Here is a 15,711-nt window from a genome sequence, read left to right as displayed (position 1 = left end):
CGACGCCCACGCCGGCCCCGCGTTTCATCCCGTCATCCGTCACGACCTGCCCGATACCATGAGCACTCTCGCCCAGCCCGCCGCCCACGCGCCCCGCCGTGTCCGCAACAGCCGACTCGCGACCGCGAGCATGATCGGCACGTCGCTCGAGTGGTACGACTTCACGATCTACAACACGCTCGCCGCGCTCGTTTTCAACCATCTGTTCTTCCCGTCGGTCGATCCGCTGGCCGGCACGATCCTCGCGTTCTCGACCTATGCGGTCGGCTACGTGTCGCGCCCGCTCGGCGGCTTCGTGTTCGGCAACCTCGGTGACCGCATCGGCCGCCGCGCGGTGCTGATGCTCACGCTCGTGCTGATGGGCGTGACGACCGCGCTGATGGGCGCGCTGCCGACCTATGCGCAGGCCGGCATCCTGAGCCCGATCCTGCTCGTCGCGCTGCGCTTCGTGCAGGGCGTCGCGCTCGGCGGCGAATGGGCCGGCGCGGTCCTGCTGTCGGTCGAGCACGGCGACCAGAAACGGCGCGGGCTGTCCGCATCGTGGACGCAGATCGGCCCGTCGTTCGGCACGCTGCTCGGCACCGGCTGCATCGCGCTCGTCACGCTGTCGACCACGTCCGACACGTTCCTGTCGTGGGGCTGGCGCGTGCCGTTCGCGGCCAGCGCGCTGCTCGTCGCGTTCGGCTTCTGGGTGCGGCGCGGCGTCGACGAAACGCCGCAGTTCGAGCAGCTCGCCGAATCGCACGCAACCGCCGAAGTGCCCGTCGCCGACGTGCTGAAGTACCACTGGAAGCGCCTGCTGATCGCGGGCGGCTCGCGGATCGGCTCGGACGTGCTGTATGCGCTGATCGTCGTGTTCACGCTGACCTACGTGACGACCGTGCTGCATCTGTCGCGCCCCGTCGCGCTGACGGCCGTGATGATCGGCACGGCCTGCAACGCACTCGCGGTGCCGTTCTTCGGCGCGCTGTCGGACCGCTTCGGCCGCCGGCCCGTGTATCTCGCCGGCGCAATCGCCGGCATCGTGTGGGCGTTCGTGTTCTTCACGCTGCTCGATTCCGCGCGCCCCGTGGCGATCGTCGCGGCCGTCGCGATCGGCCTCGTGATCCATGCGGTGATGTACGGCCCGCAGGGCGCGTTCGTGACCGAACAATTCCCGACGCGCGTGCGCTATGCGGGCTCGTCGCTCGCGTACACGCTCGCCGGCATCGTCGGCGGCGGCTTCGCGCCGCTCGTGATCGCCGCGCTGTTCCGGCAGACGGGCACGACGACGGCCGTGTCGCTGTACGTCACCGCCGCGCTCGTCGTCACGTCGATCGCACTCGTCGCCGCGCGCGAGACCGCGCACCGGCCGCTCGAGGATTGAGCGTCGCCGCCAGCCCAGTCATTCCTTCGCACTTCAAACGGATAACCGCATGCCAACCCTGTCGTTCAACGTGATTTCCCTGCAAGGTGCGCCGGCCGCCGTCGACGTCGACATCGAACGCGTCGTGATCGCCGGCTGGGCCGGCCGCGACCCGGCCGCGATCCAGGCGCACATCGACGAACTCGCGGCGCTCGGCGTCGCGCCGCCGTCGACCACGCCGTGCTTCTATCGCGTGTCGTCCGCACTGCTCACGCAGGCGCCGTCGATCGGCGTGCTCGGCGCACGCTCGGGCGGCGAGATCGAATGCGTGCTGGTCGACAGCCCGGCCGGCACGCTGGTCACGATCGGCTCCGATCACACGGATCGCGAAGTCGAAGCGTACGGCGTCGCCGTGTCGAAGCAGGTGTGCGCGAAGCCGCTCGGCCGCGACGCATGGCGTCATGCGGATGTCGCCGATCACTGGGATGCGCTCGAGCTGCGTTCGTGGCTGATCGCGCACAACGGCGAGCGGCGCGCATACCAGCACGGCGCGGTCAGCGGCCTGCTCGCGCCCGACGCGCTGTGGCACCGGTTCGACGATCGCCGCACGATGCCCGCGCGCTGCGCGATGTATGGCGGGACCGTCGCCGTGCATGGCGCGATTGCCGCGATGGGCGACGGCGATGCGTTCGAGATGGAGCTGCACGATCCGGTGCTCGGACGCAGCCTCACGCATCGCTATGCGGTCGAGGTATTGCCGGTCGTGGCTTGACCGCGAACGGAAAACCGCACGGGACGCGGGCACGACGGCCGTCAGTCGTCGCGCCTGTTCCTACCTGTACGACTCAAAGCAGTGGTAGTCCGGGAAGTTGAACTGCGAGTTGCCGCAGTACAGCACACCTGCGAGGTTGGTACACCCGCTCAATGTGAACATGATTGCCCCCGCAACCGACGCTTTCCAGCCGAAATGCAACATCTCGCCCCCGTTTTCACCTTGTCGGTGTCGACTGACATGATGCGCATCGGACGCACGCGGGTATGTGGAGAATTGTGACCCCGGGCTTCTTCGGTTCGCCGTGACGCGCTTCCGTGCCCGGGGCGCAGCCTGCGCTACCCGCCGTTGCTCACCCGAGACACCCGAGCCCCGCCAGCGTCGCCTCCACTGCCGTATCGAGCGGCGTGACCGGCTCGCGGCCGAGCACCGCGGTCACGCGCGCGTTGTCCATCCGGATCGGCTCGCGCCACAGGTAACGCATCTCGAGCAATTCGCGCAGCGTCGTGACGAACGGCGCAGCCGCCCACACGAGCCACCACGGGAAATCGCGCAGCGCCGGTCGCATGCCGTGCCGCTGCGCGACGCGTTGCACGGCCAGCGCCATCTGCATGCCGTCTTCATCCCAATGCCCGCCCAGATGAAAACGCGCGAACGGCTCCAGCGTCTCGCGCCGCTCGATCAGCTCGACCATCACGCGGGCCACGTCCGGCACATACGACCATTGATGACCGACGCCGCGGCTCGGCACGCTGATGGCCGCGACCGGCCGCCCCGCCTTGATCAGCCCCTGCGAGAACCAGCTGTTGCCGAGCTGCGGCCCGAAGAAATCGCCGGCGCGCACGACGATCGCCGGCACGCCGTGCGCGCTGGCGTCCTGCAGCCGCCGCTCCAGTTCGACGCGGATCGCGCCCTTGCGGGTCGCCGGATGCTGCGGCGCGTCTTCCCGCAGCACCGGAAACGCATCGGCGCCGAAGTTGTAGACCGTCCCCGGCAGCACGACGGTCGCCTGCGCGGCCCGGGCCGCCGCGATCGTGTTGTCGATCATCGGCAGCACCTGCGTGGCCCAGTTCCGGTATCCGGGCGGGTTCACCGCATGCACGATCACGCTGCAGCCGCGGGCGGCGCGCACCACCGCATCACGATCCAGCGCGTCGCCGCGCACCCATGCGATGCCGTCGCGCTCCACGACTTCGGCATCGAGCCCGCGCTTGAGCGCGCGCACCTGCCAGCCCGCATCGCGCAACTGCCGCGCGACTTCCCCGCCGATCCCGCCGCTCGCGCCCAGCACGAGGGCCTGCCGTTGCGTCCCGCCTGCGTTTGCCATCATTGCCGCTCTCCTTGAATGGAACCATCACGACACGCATTCTGGCGCGCCGATGACTATCAAGGAATTGCCGAACCTGGCAGATCGGCTATACATTTATGTATGACCATCGATCTGAACTGGGAACGCTACCGCACCTTCCTCGCGGTCCTGACGGAAGGCTCGCTGTCCGGCGCGGCGCGCGCGCTCGGCATCACGCAGCCGACGGCCGGCCGCCATGTCGCGGCGCTCGAAGCCGCGTTCGGCCAGACGCTGTTCACGCGCTCGCCGTCGGGCCTGCTGCCGACCGAGGCCGCGCTCGCGCTGCGCGGTCACGCGGAGGCGCTGCGCAGCGCGGCGGCCGCGTTCGAGCGCGCGGCGGCCAGCCACGGCGCCGGCGTGCGCGGCATCGTGCGGATCTCGGCCAGCGACGTGATCGCCGTCGAGGTGCTGCCGCCGATGCTCGCGCAGTTGCGGCGCGAGCATCCGGGGCTCGTGATCGAACTGGTGCCGACCGACCGCATCCAGGACGTGCTGAAGCGCGAGGCCGACATCGCGGTCCGGATGGCGCCGCCCGCGCAGGACGCGCTCGTCGCGCGACACGTCGGCGAAATCGAGGTCGGGCTGTATGCGCGCGACGATTACCTGGCGCACCACGGCGCGCCCGCGACGATCGATGCGCTCGCGCATCACACGCTGATCGGCTTCGATACCGTCACGCCGTTCATTCGTTCGGCGGGGCGCGGCATGCCGCTGTGGAAACGCGACGCGTTCGCGCTGCGTACCGACAGCAATCTCGCGCAGCTCGCGATGATCCGCGCCGGCTACGGGATCGGTTTCTGCCAGTCGGCGCTCGCGAAACGCAACGCGCGGCTCGTGCGCGTGCTGCCGGACGCGCTCGGGATGCGGCTGGACACCTGGGTCGTGATGCACGAAGACCTGCGGACCAGCCCGCGCTGCCGGGCCGTGTTCGATGCGCTGGCCAACGGGCTGCGGGCGTATGCGGACGGTGAGGTCGCCGAGTAGAAAGCGGTGGGCGTGAATCGCGCGGGCCGCGCTATTCGTAGATTTTCCCGGCGAACAGGATGTCCGCGATGCGCCCCCACGGGTTATCGGGCACGTCGTAGAAGCGCAGCCCCTCTTCCGACGCCTCGGCCCAGTCGATCATCGCTTCCAGGTATTCGCCGATCGACCGGTTTTCCCAGCCGAGCGCCGCATGGGCGTATGGCGACAGCGGCGCGTCGGCCTCGAGCTGCCGCTCCGTGTGCCAGTCATGGCCGAGCACGCGCAAAAAATGAATCAGCGAACGCTCATCGACCACGCGCTCCAGCGCATGCTGCAGCTTCGCGGCCATCTGGTTCTTCAGTTCGTCGTTCATGCCCGTGGCCCCTTGACGCGCCGCTCGGTGTCGCGCGACATGGTTTTACATCAGCAGTTGACGCGACAGCACCTCGCGCGCCTGGGTGACGGTCTCGCGTTCGCCCGGCAACGGCGGCGTCAGCGAAAACACCGCGTCCGGCAGCGGCGGCAGCCGGTATTTCGTGCCTAGCCGCATCAGGCCGTCGCCGATCGCCGATGCGCACAGGCAGCCGACGCCGAGCCCCGCCGCGAGCATCGACTGCAACCCCGCGACGCCCGACGCGCTGTGCACGAGCACGTACGGCGTGTGTTGCTCGTCGAGCGAGCGCACCGCGACCTGATGCATCATGCAGTCGTCCGGCAGCAGCACGAGCGGCAGCGGCTCGGGCAACTGCTCGGCGAGCGCGGGCGACGCGACCCACGACAGCGGTTCGCGCCGCAGCACCCAGCGCGTGTCGGCCGACACCGGCCGGAACGGCCCGCTCGACATGTTCATCACGACGCCGAGATCGATCTGCCCGCGTGCGTGCGCCGCTTCGATCTCCGCGCTCTTCATCGCGCTGACGTGCAAGCTCAACTGCGGGTAGCACTCCCGCAGCCGCGCCAGCATGCCCGCCACTTCATTCGTGCGGTAGTAATCGGTGATCGCGACGCGCAGTTCGCCCTTGATCGCCTGCCCGCGCAGCTCGTCGAACGCGGCCTCGTTCAGCGCGACGATGCGCCGCGCATGCTGCAGCAGCCGCGCGCCGGCCGGCGTCGGCTCGACGCCGCGCTTGCTGCGCACGAACAGCGGCACGCCGGCGCGCGATTCGAGCTTGCGCACCTGCTCGCTGACCGTCGATTGCGACAGGTGCAGCCGCGGTGCAGCGGCCGTCAAGCTGCCCGCATCCGCGACCGCCGCGAAAGTACGCAACTGATCCAGGTCGAAACCGCGCATCGTCGTTCCTTATCCATCGACTAACCCGATGGATGCTACCACTCTTTCCCGCTTTTCCGAACCATGGGCGATGCCCAGAATAAGGGGTCAACGGCCTGGTTGCGTCGATCGCCTATCGGGCCCTCATTCTTTGGATCTGCTTTCACCATGACGAACAACACCCTCGCCCCCTGCGCACCAGCCTGCGCCGCTGCCGCGGCGACGCCGCGCAGCCATCACGGCTGGGCGCTCGTGGTCCTGCTGGTCGGCGCCATTCTGCCGCCGCTCGACTACTTCATCGTGAATCTCGCGCTCCCGGCCATTCGCGACGGCATCGGCGCGCGCCAGGCCGAGTTGCAGCTCGTCGTGTCGGCCTATGCATGCGCGAACGCGGTCGTCCAGATCACCGGCGGGCGGCTCGGCGACCTGTACGGACGCAAGCGCATGTTCATGATCGGCATGGCCGGCTTCGTGCTCGCGTCGACGCTGTGCGGGCTCGCCGACAACGGCACGGTGCTCGTCGGCGGCCGCGTGCTGCAGGGCCTGTTCGCCGCGATCCTCGCGCCGCAGGTGCTCGCGACGATCCGCAGCGTGTTCAGCCCGCAGGAACAGGTGCGCGTGATGGGCTTCTACGGGTTCGCGTTCGGCCTCGCGGCCGTGATCGGCCAGCTTGGCGGCGGCGCGCTGATCAGCCTGCATCCGTTCGGGCTCGGTTGGCGCGCGATCTTCCTCGTCAATCTGCCGATCGGCATCCTGGCGCTGATCGGCAGCTGGCGCTTCATCCCGGAAAACCGCGCGCCGCGCGGCCAGCGCATCGACGTGCCGGGCACGGTGCTGATGTCGCTGTTCCTGCTGATGCTCGTGTACCCGCTCACGCATGGTCGGGAAGCCGGCTGGCCGCTGTGGATGATCGCGTGCGGCGTCGGCGCGCTGCCGATGCTCGGCGCGCTGCTGGCGGTCGAAGCGCGCCGGCTCGCGCGCGGCCACGATCCGCTGCTCGACGTGCGACTGCTCCGCAACCCGGTCGTCGCGCTCGGGCTCCTGCTCGCGTTCCTGTTCTACACGCTGAGTGCGTTCTTCCTGAGCTACGGGATCTATCTGCAGGGCTGCCTGAACTGGTCGCCGCTCGCGTCCGGGTTCGCGATCCTGCCGCTCGGGCTCGGCTTCCTCGCGAGCCCGCTGCTGACGACGCGCCTCGTCGCCCGCTTCGGCGGGTATCGCGTGCTCACGCTCGGCTTCGCGATGCTCGCGGCCGGCGTCGCGATCGCCGCCGCGCTCGCCCGTGACGGCGCGCCGGGGCCCGGCTTCTATGCGGGCATCGCGGCGATCGGCATCGGGCAAGGGCTCGTGCTGCCGTCGGTCGTGCGGATCGTGCTCGCGGAAGTCGATGCGGCCCGCGCGGGAGTCGCGTCGGGAATGGTCAGCGCGATGCTGCAGATCGGCGCAGCGGTCGGTGCCGCGACGATCGGCGGCGTGTTCTTCGCGCGGCTCGGCGTGCATCCGGCCGCGCTCGATTACGTGCAGGGCTTCAGGGCGTCGATGTTCACGCTGACGATCGTGCTGCTGGGCTGCGTCGCGCTGTCGATGGCGCTCGGGCCGCTGCATCGGCGGCTGCATGCGGATGCGTGACGGCTGACGTGCGACGGTGCCGGCACCGTCAATCCAGGCCCGGAAACGGGCATGGCGCATGCGCGGCGTGGCGGCTCGCCGCCTCCTCCGGTTTACCGGTGAGGCTCGCGCTGTGCCTGCCGCGCCTCCCATTCGGCCAGTTCGACGCGATAGCGCGCGAGCGCCTCGTCGTAAAGATCGAAGACGCACGGCGAGCAGCCGCTGTTGCAGCAGTCTTCCAGTTCGGGTTGGACAGGCGGGGTCGGGCGGGGATCGTCGATGGACGGATCTCCGGAAGCTTGGTTCGGCACGGCGTGGTCCGGTAATGTGGAGTGGTCAGTATAGGGCGATCCGGGCCGCCGCCGCGTTCGGCAGGCCGGCACGGTCGATGATGAACGCGCCGGTCATGGCGCGATCGCCGCATGCGGCACGCCGCTGCGCTCGCCCATTTCGACCCCACAGGAGCCGCACGATGGCCGAAGCCGTGAATCCCCCGGAAGTCTGGGCGCCGTTCGGCGCGTTTTCGATGGCCGTGATCCAGGGCGACGGCCGGATCGTGCATCTGAAGGGACAGGTCGCGCTCGACCGAGACGGGCAGCCAGTCGGCGCCGGCGACATGCGCGCCCAGGTCCGGCAAACGCTCGACAACATCCGCTACGTGCTGGCCGCGCTGGGCGGACAGATGCGCGACGTGATCTCGCTCGTCCATTACGCCACCGACATCGATGCGTTCATGCAGGCCGGCGACATCCGCAAGACCTACTTCGCCGAACCCTATCCGGTGACGACGACCGTCCAGGTCGAACGTCTCTACCATCCCGACCTGCTGATCGAGATCGCGGCCATCGCCGAGATTCCGCTGGCGCGGTTTCGTCGGCCCGAGAGGGCCGTGTGAAAGGCATCGGCCTGTGTGCAAACGCACGTCGGCCGCTGCCTCGACATCGCAGCCATCGCCGAGATTCCGCTAGCGCGGTTTCGTCGGCCCGAGAGGGCCGCGTGAAAGGCACCGGGCCCGCGTAAAAACGCGCACCGGTCACGGCTTTCCCGACCGGCGCGCGCGCTTGCCTGCACCCGCTCGCTTACTTCGCCGGCGCGCCCGGCTTCACCGCTCCCGGCTTGTCGGCCAGCGGCTGCCACGCGGCGCCGAGCGAATACCAGTCGACGCGGCGCGTGAGCGTCATGATGCCGGCAAGGATCGCGAACAGCAGCAGCGAACCGAGCATCAGCGCATTGTCTTCCGACAGCAGCAGCCCGTAGAGCGCCGCGTACAGCATCGCGAGCAGCACGGTGAACGTCGCGCCGCGCTTCACGCTGTGCAGCACGAACGACAGGTAGAAGCCGAGCAGCCCGATGCATGCGCCGCTTGCTGCGAGATACGCATAGCCGAACGCAATATGCTCGGACAGGCTCAGCAACAGCAGGAAGAACAGCGCGAGCGACAGGCCGACCAGCGTGTACTGGATCGGGTGAATGCGCAGCCGCTTCACGAGCTCGTACATGAAGAAGCTCGCGAACGTGAGCATCACGAACAGCGCACCGTATTTCGTCGCGCGTTCGGCCTGCAGATAGACGTTCACGGGTTCGATCACCGATACCGACGCCATCTCGATCTCGCCCCCGCCGTTGCCGGACGCCACTTGCTCGCGCGCCTTCGTGTTGAATGACGTCACGTGCCAGTTACTGACGAAGCCGCGCGCATCGATCGTGCGCTCCGCCGGCAGGAACTCGCCGCCGAAGCTCGGGTGCGGCCACGTCGATCTCAACGAGAAGTCGTTCTGGTCGCCCACCGGCGCGAACGCGACCGATTCGGCGCCCGCGAGCGGCAGGCCGATGCTGAACGGCACGACCGTCGCGCCGGCGTTTGCGTCCGCCAGCGCCGTGAGATCGACGTTCGCATGCACGCCCTGGCGCAGGCTGTCGAGCCGCGTGCCCTGCTCCACGTCGATCCGCTTGCCGCCGATGCGCAGGTCGGGCTGCGCCTTCAACCCACGCAAGTCGCCGATGCCGAGCGCGACGTATGCGCCGTCGATCTTGAAGCTCACGTGGCCGTCGGCCTCCGGCAGCTTCTTCAGGTCCGGCAGCGGCAGTGTGCCAGTGATCCGGCTGTCGAGCCCGTACACGAGCGCCTTGTGGATACCGCGATAACGCACGCTGACCGACAGCGTGCCGTCGACCTTCAGCGTCTTCGGGAACACGAGCAGCCGTTTCGTCTCGCTTTTCAGGCTGGTTTTCGCCTTGCCGCCGGCCCGCGCGTCGTCGCTCACGCGCGTGACTTCAGTGTAACGGACGACGAGCACCGGCCCCGTCACCGTCTGCGGCCCCGCGTAGCTCGCCCAGATGCTCTGCAGCGCACTCTGCCGGTAATCGGCGCGTTCCCGCACGATGCTCTGGACCATCTGCAGCGGGATCAGGATCGCCAGCGCGAGAAACGCGGTGATCATGGACTTGAACAACAGGACTCGATTCATTGCTGGCAGGTACCGGAGTGGAAGGTACGTTCAGCATGAGCGGCCCCGGTGAAGGGCGATTGAAGCCGGCGTGAAGCGAATGTGTGGCGAGCGTGAAGCGCGGTCAGCCGGCCGACGGCAGCGTGAGCGTCGCGCACGCGCCGCCTTCCGCGCGGTTCGCGAGCGCGATCTGGCCGCGGTGCAGCATCGCGACTTCGCGGACGAAACACAGCCCGAGGCCCGTGCTGCGATCCTGTCCGTCGGGCCGCGGCAGCGAATAGAAGCGTTCGAACACGCGCGACAGCGCATAGTCGGGCACGCCGGGGCCGTCGTCGTCGACGCGCACGACCGCGACGTGCGCCCGCCCCGCCGGCTGCCGCTCGAGCGCGATCCGGACCGTGCTGCCTGGCGGCGCGAAATCCAGCGCGTTGTCGAGCAGGTTGCCGAGCGCCTGCCGCAGCAGGAACGGATCGCCGTCGACGACCGCCGGATCGGCCGCATCGTTCGCATCGATCCGCAGGCTCACGCCGCGCTGCCGCGCGCGCGGCTCGATATCGTCGACGAGCTGTTCGAGCACCGGCCGCAGCGCGACCGGCTCGTGCACCGACAGGCGCTGCTTCTGCTCGACCTCGGCCAGCGCGAGCAGTTTGCGGATCATCTGTTCGAGGCGGCCGGCCTGGCGGCGGATGTTCTCGGTGAAGCGCCGGCGGTTCGCGACCGGCATGTCTTCCTGCAACAGTTCGGCCGCACCACTGATCGCGGCCAGCGGGCTTTTCATCTCGTGCGTGAGCGTGTGGATGTAGGTTTCGACGTACTGGCGGTCTTCCAGCCGCTGATGCATGCTTTCCACCGCGCGCCCCAGTTCGGCCAGTTCGTTCGCGCCCTGCAGCGGCATCGATGCGCGCTCGCCGGCCGCGATCGCGCGCGCATAGCGCTGCAGGCGCCGCAACCCGAGCACCAGCCACCACGTGCACGCGGCGCCGATCAGGATCGCGCCGCCCATCAGCAACGCGCCGTACAGCATGATCTTGCGCTGGCTGCGCGCGATGAACGGCGCGACCGTCTGGTTCGGTTTCGCGATCGTCAGCACACCGATGATCTCGTTGCCGCGCCGGATCGGCGCCGCCACGTGCATCACGGTGCTGCCGTCGTCGTTCGGATCGCTGCGCGTGCTGCGCGCGCCGTATTCGCCGCGCAGCGTCCGGTACACGTCGTTCCAGCGCGAATAGTCCTGCCCGAGCGCGCTGCCGGACGAGTCGTAGCGCACGATGCCGTGCGCGTCGGTGATGTAGAGGCGGTAGCCGATCGCGTTCTTCTGGATACCCCACACGTTCGCGCTGACCGGGCGCTCGTGCAGTTTCCCGAGTTGCCGCGCGAATGTGCCGTCGGCGATGTGCCCGTTCGCCATGTCGTCGGCCGCCAGCGTCGCCAGCACCTGCGCGGTATCGACGAGCGTGTCCTCCATCGCTTCGCGCACGCCGGGCTTCACCTCCTGCACGAACACGCGCAGCGTGATCAGCGCGGCCAGGCCGACGATCAGGAAAAAGCCGAAGAAGATGCGCAGGCCGATATGCATGGGCGGTGCCGCTCGTTACGGTTGCAGCGAATAACCCATCCCGCGATGCGTGCGGATCGGGTCGCGCTCGGGATCGATCGCGCGCAGCTTGGCGCGCAGCGTCTTGATGTGCGTGTCGACCGTGCGGTCGGCCGAATCGAGCGCCTCGTGCCACACGAGATCCATCAACTGTTCGCGCGAGTAGATGCGCCCCGGATGCCGGACCAGCAGCGCCATCAGCCCGAATTCGTAGCGCGTGAGGTCCAGCGCGTGGCCGAGCCACGACACGCGCGCGCCGTCGGTGTCGAGCGTGAAGCCGGAGGCGACCGGTGCAGGCGCGTCGGCCGAAGTGGGCGCGGGCGCCGGTTCCGGTGCGGCCGTCCGGTGAAAGCGGCGCAGGATCACGCGGACCCGCGCGGCCAGTTCGCGCGGCGAAAACGGCTTGACGACGTAATCGTCGGCGCCGATCTCGAGCCCGACGATCCGGTCGATCTCGTCGTGCCGCGCGGTCAGGAAGATCACCGGAATATCGGTGAACGTGCGCAGCCGCCGGCATACCTCGAAACCGCTGAGGTCCGGCAGGCCGACATCGAGCACCACGAGATCGACATGCGTGTCGCGCAGGCGGTCGAGCGCCGCCTGCCCGAGCGTGCAGTGGACGGTCTGCATGCCGTCGGTGCCGAGCGCATAGACGATCGTGTCCGCGATCGCCTGTTCATCTTCGACGATCAGGATGGTGGGCTGAGTCATGGTCTCAGGTTCGGGTCTCGGGTTCCGGCCGTGCAAGCCGGTGCGACATTGTACGCACGGCCGAACCCGGCGAGCCCTCCTCCGGCGTACTACGCGACGCGGCCGCTCACCGGAATCGACGCACCGGTAATCGCCTGCGCGTCGTCCGACAGCAGGAATCCGATCGTCGCCGCGAGCTGCTCGGGCCGGACCCAGCGCGAGAAGTCGGCGTCGGGCATGTCCTTGCGGTTCGGCGGCGTGTCGATGATGCTCGGCAGCAGCGCGTTCACGGTCACGGCGCGATCGAGCAGTTCCGCCGCCAGCGCCTCGGTGAGCCGCGCGACACCCGCCTTCGCGGCCGCATACGCGCCCATCCCGGCGCCGGCCTTGAATGCCGCGCCCGCGCCGATGTTGACGATGCGGCCCGCCTGACTCGCCACCAGGTACGGCAGCGCGGCTTTCGACGCGTTCAGCGCCGTCTTCACGTTCAGTTCGTACATGCGGTCCCACGTGGCGGCATCGCCGTCGGCGATCGTCTGCCACACGAATGCGCCGGCGATGTTCAGCAGCGCGTCGACCCGGCCGAATTCGCGGTTGACCGTGTCGAGCGCCTGCACGGCGGCCTGCGGATCGACGAGATCGATGCCGCCGATGCGCAGCGCATCGGCCGGCACGCCGGGCAGCGCCTGCGCCGCAGGCGCCGCGCCGCGGCCGATCAGCGCGACGCGTGCGCCGCGCTCGCCGAGCCACGCGGCCGTCGCGACGCCCAGATGACCGAAGCCGCCGGTGATCGCGATTGCCTTGCCTTTCAGGTCGTGTTCCATCGATGTGTTCTCCTGGATCGAGGGTGATGGGATGAAATGCCGACAGCGTAGCGCCGTTCGCGCGTTCGTGCGCACGGGATGAAGATGCGGCAGTGCGGCGCCTCTATCGTTTCGCTTCGGTTGCCCGGGCGCTAGCCCGGCGGCTGCGCCACGAAACGGATCGCGGTCCACACGCACGCGCCGCGGGCCATCACAACGTCGCGGGCGAGATGGACAGCCGAGGGCGTCGGCGAGCCGATGCGCCGCGACACCACATGCCCGGCCCGACAAGCGCGCCAACCGACGGACGGGCATAATGCGCGATGCCCGCCCGGCGCGGCAAGCGGCACGACAGCCGGGCTTGCTCGACGGCCTGCACCGCCGCCGCCCACTCGCCACCCGAACCTCAATCCGTCAATCCCATGCAAGTACTCGTCATCGGAACCGGCAAGCTCGCCAACGAGTTGCTCGGCTCGCACAAGCTTGACCCGGCCACCTGCCGCGTGATGCCTTGGTCGGACACCGCGCGAACCGACGCCCGGTCGATCGTCGTCCATGCCGGTTCCGGCCGCGAACTCCCCGCCGCGATCGCGTTCTGCCAGGCCACCGCGTCGCCGCTCGTCGAACTGTCGACCGGCTCCGACCTCGAAACCGGGACGTACGGCTTTCCGGTCGTGCTGTGTCCGAACACGAACATCCTGATGCTCAAGTTCATGAGCATGCTGGAAACCAGCGGCCACCTGTTTCGCGACTGCGAGATCAGCGTGACCGAGTCGCATCAGGCCGGCAAGACGTCCGTCCCCGGCACGGCCGTCGGCATCGCCGCGTCGCTTGGCGTGCAGCCGGCAGACATCCACTCCGTGCGCGACCCGGCCGTGCAGCGCAGCGAATTCGGCATCCCCGACGATCAGCTCGGCCGCCACGCGGTTCACCGGATACGTATCGACGACGGTGCATGCAGTCTGCAGTTCGAATCGCGCGTATCCGGCGATACGCCCTACGCGGACGGCGTATCGCGCATCGTCGAGGCCGTCCGGCAGCACGATCTCGAGCCTCGCCGCTATTCGATCGTCGAATTCATCCGCAACGGCTGGCTGTAGTCACGGCGACGGCGTGTGGCACGGCCCGCGGTGGCCCGGTACGCGCGCCTATGCCGCCACAGCCTCGCCGCAGCCCTCCGAACCGCCCCTCGCTATCGATCTCCCAGCACTGCCCCGCTCTCCGGCAAGGTCGCTCCGCCGTCGACGACGATCGTCTGCCCGGTGATGTACGCCGCGTCGGCCGACGCGAGAAACAGCATCGCGTTCGCGATGTCCTCCGGTTCGCCCATCCGCGCGAGCGGAATGTCGCGCGCGATCTGCGCCGCGACCGACGCATCGCCGAGATTGCCGGCCGCCGGCGTGCGAATCATCCCCGGTTCGACGCCGTTGACCGTCACGTTGCGGCGCGCCAGCTCCAGCGCCGCCGCCCGGATGAAGCCGTTCACGCCAGCCTTCGACGCCGCGTAATGCGCAAGCCCCGGATAGACGACGCGCGGCCCCGTCACCGACGACGTGACGAGCAGCCTGCCGGCCCCCGCCCGCTCGAATGCCGGCAACGCGGCCTGCGCGAGCCAGAACAGCGCCGACAGGTTGACCGACAGCGTGCGGTCGAGCGTCGGCTCGTCGATCTGCATGAACGGCGTCAACGGAAAAAACGCGGCATTGTGGATCACGACATCGAGCCGGCCGCCGTCGCGCTCGACTGCCGCGACGAGCGCATCCAGGTCGCCCCGGCTCGCGGCATCGACCCGATACGCGCGTGCGTCGCCGCCCGCGCTGGTCAGCGCGTCGGCCTGCGCGGCTGCCGCGTCGCCGTTCAGGTCGGCCACGGCGACGAACGCGTCGGATTCCGCGAAACGGCGCGCGATCGCCGCGCCGATCCCTTGCGCGGCGCCCGTGACGAGCACGACACGGCCGCCGAAATCCGCGCGCAGGCGGCCGCTGCCCGGCACGGTAGTCATCGCTGCGCCTCGCCGCCGGGCGGGTACACGGTTTCGTTCAGCACTTGCGCGTAAGCGCCGATCTGGAAATTCGACAGCGTGCCGAAATCGCCGCCCTGATAGCCGAAGATCTTGCCGTCGGTCTTGCGCTGCGCGAGGTCGATCAGCACGACGCCGAGCGTCGGCACCACTTTCTCGCGCCACACGAACAGATACAGATCGTCCGCCATCTTGAAGTAATGGCAGCGGTCGACATCGGCCAGCCCGCCTTCGACGCCTTGCAGGCACTGCCACGCGTAGAAATTCTCGTTCAGGTAGATGTGCTCGTAGCATTCGGTCGGGCTGTAGCGGTACATCGTCCGCTTGCCGATCAGCTCGCGCGTGGGCGCATGCAGCGGCCCCGGCTGCGCGTGGCCGCCGAGCGTGCCGTGCCGGAATTGCACGTCGACGGCCGTCAGCGGCAGCCCGCGCGCGACGCGCGTGAACGCATCGATGCGCGTGTCGGCTTCCGTCGGCAGCGTACCGACGACCGACGTCCACACGCCGGTGTCCAGATCGATCACGAGGCTGACCGACGTCGCCCGAGCAGCGACATCGATGTAGTCGACGAAGTACAGTCCATCGCGCAGCCGCGTCACGCGGCACGGCGCGCGGCCGCCCGTATCGGTTGCCGCATCGCGCCACTGCAGCGCATCCGGCTCGAACGTATAGACGCGCCACGCGCCCGATGCGTCGCCAAGCGCCAGCGTCCGCCCGACGAGTGCGTCGACGGGGGCGAGGATGTTCGCCTCCGGCGCGAAGCCGTCCGCGAGCGCGCCAACCTGAATGAATACCGGGTCCTGTCGTTCCACCTGCCGTCTCCCATGCAGCTTCAGGCCCGGCGGGCCGTG

16 protein-coding genes are annotated in these 15,711 nt (G+C 69.0%); 6 read left to right on the top strand and 10 right to left on the bottom strand.

What is annotated here, in order from left to right; translation table 11 throughout:
• The first annotated feature begins 46 nt into the window (after nucleotides 1-46).
• Together BLS50_RS29360 and BLS50_RS29355 are read left to right on the top strand one after the other, a co-directional pair.
• A complete protein-coding gene (locus tag BLS50_RS29360; protein ID WP_053526339.1) occupies nucleotides 47-1,366 on the top strand; it encodes an MFS transporter in 1,320 nt (439 codons plus the stop codon).
• A gap of 49 nt (nucleotides 1,367-1,415) precedes the next feature.
• Complete coding sequence (locus BLS50_RS29355; RefSeq protein ID WP_027809445.1) at nucleotides 1,416-2,117, top strand: DUF2848 domain-containing protein; 702 nt, start codon at nucleotides 1,416-1,418, stop codon at nucleotides 2,115-2,117.
• A 352-nt stretch (nucleotides 2,118-2,469) separates the two neighbouring features.
• On the opposite strand, the gene BLS50_RS29350 is transcribed toward BLS50_RS29355, so the two are convergent.
• Nucleotides 2,470-3,447, bottom strand: a complete 978-nt coding sequence (locus tag BLS50_RS29350; protein ID WP_074806245.1) for an NAD-dependent epimerase/dehydratase family protein — start codon at nucleotides 3,445-3,447, stop codon at nucleotides 2,470-2,472.
• Nucleotides 3,448-3,546: 99 nt separating this feature from the next.
• Here BLS50_RS29350 and BLS50_RS29345 point away from each other — a divergent pair, with 99 nt between their 5' ends.
• On the top strand, nucleotides 3,547-4,449 hold the full coding sequence (locus BLS50_RS29345) for a LysR family transcriptional regulator (protein WP_074806242.1): 903 nt from the start codon (nucleotides 3,547-3,549) through the stop codon (nucleotides 4,447-4,449).
• A 31-nt stretch (nucleotides 4,450-4,480) separates the two neighbouring features.
• On the opposite strand, the gene BLS50_RS29340 is transcribed toward BLS50_RS29345, so the two are convergent.
• Nucleotides 4,481-4,801: a DUF7660 family protein gene (locus BLS50_RS29340; RefSeq protein ID WP_074806239.1), complete on the bottom strand. Its 321-nt coding sequence runs from the start codon at nucleotides 4,799-4,801 to the stop codon at nucleotides 4,481-4,483.
• 45 nt (nucleotides 4,802-4,846) lie between these two features.
• Nucleotides 4,847-5,719, bottom strand: a complete 873-nt coding sequence (locus BLS50_RS29335) for a LysR family transcriptional regulator (protein ID WP_011547351.1) — start codon at nucleotides 5,717-5,719, stop codon at nucleotides 4,847-4,849.
• 147 nt (nucleotides 5,720-5,866) lie between these two features.
• Here BLS50_RS29335 and BLS50_RS29330 point away from each other — a divergent pair, with 147 nt between their 5' ends.
• Nucleotides 5,867-7,327 (top strand): MFS transporter, encoded by a 1,461-nt coding sequence (locus BLS50_RS29330; protein ID WP_074806236.1) that lies wholly within the window; start codon nucleotides 5,867-5,869, stop codon nucleotides 7,325-7,327.
• A gap of 92 nt (nucleotides 7,328-7,419) precedes the next feature.
• Here the strand turns inward: BLS50_RS29330 and BLS50_RS29325 are convergent, their stop codons facing one another.
• The gene (locus tag BLS50_RS29325; protein ID WP_074806233.1) at nucleotides 7,420-7,617 is read right to left on the bottom strand and encodes an oxidoreductase-like domain-containing protein; all 198 of its coding nucleotides are present in this window, start codon (nucleotides 7,615-7,617) and stop codon (nucleotides 7,420-7,422) included.
• Between the two features lie 161 nt (nucleotides 7,618-7,778).
• Here BLS50_RS29325 and BLS50_RS29320 point away from each other — a divergent pair, with 161 nt between their 5' ends.
• A complete protein-coding gene (locus tag BLS50_RS29320) occupies nucleotides 7,779-8,201 on the top strand; it encodes a RidA family protein (protein ID WP_027809451.1) in 423 nt (140 codons plus the stop codon).
• 184 nt (nucleotides 8,202-8,385) lie between these two features.
• On the opposite strand, the gene creD is transcribed toward BLS50_RS29320, so the two are convergent.
• From creD to BLS50_RS29300, 4 genes are all read right to left on the bottom strand, one after another.
• Nucleotides 8,386-9,774, bottom strand: a complete 1,389-nt coding sequence (creD, locus tag BLS50_RS29315) for a cell envelope integrity protein CreD (protein WP_074806230.1) — start codon at nucleotides 9,772-9,774, stop codon at nucleotides 8,386-8,388.
• A gap of 103 nt (nucleotides 9,775-9,877) precedes the next feature.
• Nucleotides 9,878-11,329 (bottom strand): two-component system sensor histidine kinase CreC, encoded by a 1,452-nt coding sequence (creC, locus tag BLS50_RS29310; protein ID WP_074806227.1) that lies wholly within the window; start codon nucleotides 11,327-11,329, stop codon nucleotides 9,878-9,880.
• A 15-nt stretch (nucleotides 11,330-11,344) separates the two neighbouring features.
• A complete protein-coding gene (creB, locus tag BLS50_RS29305) occupies nucleotides 11,345-12,058 on the bottom strand; it encodes a two-component system response regulator CreB (RefSeq protein ID WP_027809454.1) in 714 nt (237 codons plus the stop codon).
• 89 nt (nucleotides 12,059-12,147) lie between these two features.
• Nucleotides 12,148-12,861, bottom strand: a complete 714-nt coding sequence (locus BLS50_RS29300; RefSeq protein WP_074806224.1) for an SDR family NAD(P)-dependent oxidoreductase — start codon at nucleotides 12,859-12,861, stop codon at nucleotides 12,148-12,150.
• A gap of 401 nt (nucleotides 12,862-13,262) precedes the next feature.
• Between BLS50_RS29300 and BLS50_RS29295 the strand changes: the two genes are divergently transcribed.
• Nucleotides 13,263-13,940, top strand: a complete 678-nt coding sequence (locus BLS50_RS29295) for a dihydrodipicolinate reductase C-terminal domain-containing protein (RefSeq protein ID WP_074806221.1) — start codon at nucleotides 13,263-13,265, stop codon at nucleotides 13,938-13,940.
• A 92-nt stretch (nucleotides 13,941-14,032) separates the two neighbouring features.
• On the opposite strand, the gene BLS50_RS29290 is transcribed toward BLS50_RS29295, so the two are convergent.
• Both BLS50_RS29290 and BLS50_RS29285 read right to left on the bottom strand, forming a co-directional pair.
• The gene (locus BLS50_RS29290; RefSeq protein WP_074806218.1) at nucleotides 14,033-14,842 is read right to left on the bottom strand and encodes an SDR family oxidoreductase; all 810 of its coding nucleotides are present in this window, start codon (nucleotides 14,840-14,842) and stop codon (nucleotides 14,033-14,035) included.
• The gene (locus tag BLS50_RS29285; protein ID WP_074806833.1) at nucleotides 14,839-15,672 is read right to left on the bottom strand and encodes a molybdenum cofactor biosynthesis F family protein; all 834 of its coding nucleotides are present in this window, start codon (nucleotides 15,670-15,672) and stop codon (nucleotides 14,839-14,841) included. Before BLS50_RS29285 ends, BLS50_RS29290 begins: the two co-directional genes overlap by 4 nt.
• Nucleotides 15,673-15,711: the final 39 nt, after the last annotated feature.

It is taken from the genome of Burkholderia orbicola (genome assembly GCF_900100915.1).
GTDB lineage: Bacteria > Pseudomonadota > Gammaproteobacteria > Burkholderiales > Burkholderiaceae > Burkholderia > Burkholderia orbicola.
The sequence above is the reverse complement of the archived record's forward strand: the minus strand, read 5'-3'. Positions and strand labels throughout refer to the sequence as shown.

Coding starts and splice junctions, on each gene's coding strand:
- BLS50_RS29350 (WP_074806245.1), bottom strand. CDS start 3,447: ATGATGGCAAACGCAGGCGGGACGCAACGGCAGGCCCTCGTGCTGGGC.
- BLS50_RS29290 (WP_074806218.1), bottom strand. CDS start 14,842: ATGACTACCGTGCCGGGCAGCGGCCGCCTGCGCGCGGATTTCGGCGGC.
- BLS50_RS29355 (WP_027809445.1), top strand. CDS start 1,416: ATGCCAACCCTGTCGTTCAACGTGATTTCCCTGCAAGGTGCGCCGGCC.
- BLS50_RS29295 (WP_074806221.1), top strand. CDS start 13,263: ATGCAAGTACTCGTCATCGGAACCGGCAAGCTCGCCAACGAGTTGCTC.
- BLS50_RS29345 (WP_074806242.1), top strand. CDS start 3,547: ATGACCATCGATCTGAACTGGGAACGCTACCGCACCTTCCTCGCGGTC.
- creD (WP_074806230.1), bottom strand. CDS start 9,774: ATGAATCGAGTCCTGTTGTTCAAGTCCATGATCACCGCGTTTCTCGCG.
- BLS50_RS29300 (WP_074806224.1), bottom strand. CDS start 12,861: ATGGAACACGACCTGAAAGGCAAGGCAATCGCGATCACCGGCGGCTTC.
- BLS50_RS29340 (WP_074806239.1), bottom strand. CDS start 4,801: ATGAACGACGAACTGAAGAACCAGATGGCCGCGAAGCTGCAGCATGCG.
- BLS50_RS29330 (WP_074806236.1), top strand. CDS start 5,867: ATGACGAACAACACCCTCGCCCCCTGCGCACCAGCCTGCGCCGCTGCC.
- creC (WP_074806227.1), bottom strand. CDS start 11,329: ATGCATATCGGCCTGCGCATCTTCTTCGGCTTTTTCCTGATCGTCGGC.
- BLS50_RS29335 (WP_011547351.1), bottom strand. CDS start 5,719: ATGCGCGGTTTCGACCTGGATCAGTTGCGTACTTTCGCGGCGGTCGCG.
- BLS50_RS29320 (WP_027809451.1), top strand. CDS start 7,779: ATGGCCGAAGCCGTGAATCCCCCGGAAGTCTGGGCGCCGTTCGGCGCG.
- creB (WP_027809454.1), bottom strand. CDS start 12,058: ATGACTCAGCCCACCATCCTGATCGTCGAAGATGAACAGGCGATCGCG.